We start from the raw sequence: 976 nt of genomic DNA on the forward strand, positions 1-976 counted from the left end.
AGCAAAAATAAATTTGGGGTTTTATTTCAAAATTCCGCTTTATTTGACTACGTTACAGTGTGGGAAAATATATCTTTTAATTATAAAAAGCGCTTTAATATCAGCAAAAAAGAGGCAAAACAGCTAGCAATCGAAAAGTTAAATGATGTTGGACTGGAGGAAAGCATAGCAGATATGTTTCCAATAGAGCTATCAGGTGGAATGAAAAAAAGAGTGGCACTTGCAAGGGCGATTGCACACAATCCAGAAATCATTATTTTGGATGTACCAACTTCAGGATTGGACCCAATTATGTCAGATATAGTAAACGAGATAATAATAAAATTATCTAGAGATCTTAACCCTACAATTATCACGATTACACATGATATTCATAGCGCATTTAAAATAGCTGATAAAATAGCAGTATTATATGAAGGGGAGATCATTTCCCATGGAACTGTTCAGGAAATACAAAATACTAATAACGAATATATAAAAAAATTCATTCATTATATATAGCTAAAGATATATACACTATTGCTAACAGTCATATTTTTAAGTTTTAACTTTGTAAAAGGTAGTGAACATTGGAATTCAGATTTTTTTCAAACTGGATCCTATAGCTAACACGTCATACCGCGATTCATTCGCGGTATCTCGGCATAGATTCCGCTAACTAGTAGCGGAATGACGAATTTGTCGTTTTTCAAATTGTCGTAAGTCAGTTTAGCTATATATAGGATGACAGAAATTGTTTGTATTAGCTATATTCAAAAGCTCTATTGATATTTTGCAATATTTGTGATAAAATAATAGCTTAAGGTTGAGAGTAAAAATTTATGAGTGAAGCTCAAGGTCCAAACATTGCAGAATGGCAAGCGCAGCAGCAACACCAAGAGGCTGCTGGTGAGAAAAGTGGTTTTGGTCTTGGTCATAGTGACTCTGTTTCAACAGTTGTCGATGGAATGAAATGGTTGTTCAACTTTCATGAAGG

The 976-nt window shown here is 33.6% G+C and carries 1 protein-coding gene; it reads left to right on the plus strand.

What is annotated here, in order from left to right; all coding sequences use genetic code 11:
- Positions 1-501: ABC transporter ATP-binding protein (locus tag WG67_RS06405; protein ID WP_458694918.1), on the plus strand; the 501-nt coding region annotated here is incomplete at its 5' end.
- Positions 502-976 lie beyond the last annotated feature (475 nt).

It is taken from the genome of Wolbachia endosymbiont of Drosophila incompta (genome assembly GCF_001758565.1).
In the GTDB taxonomy this organism is placed as follows: Bacteria; Pseudomonadota; Alphaproteobacteria; order Rickettsiales; family Anaplasmataceae; genus Wolbachia; species Wolbachia pipientis.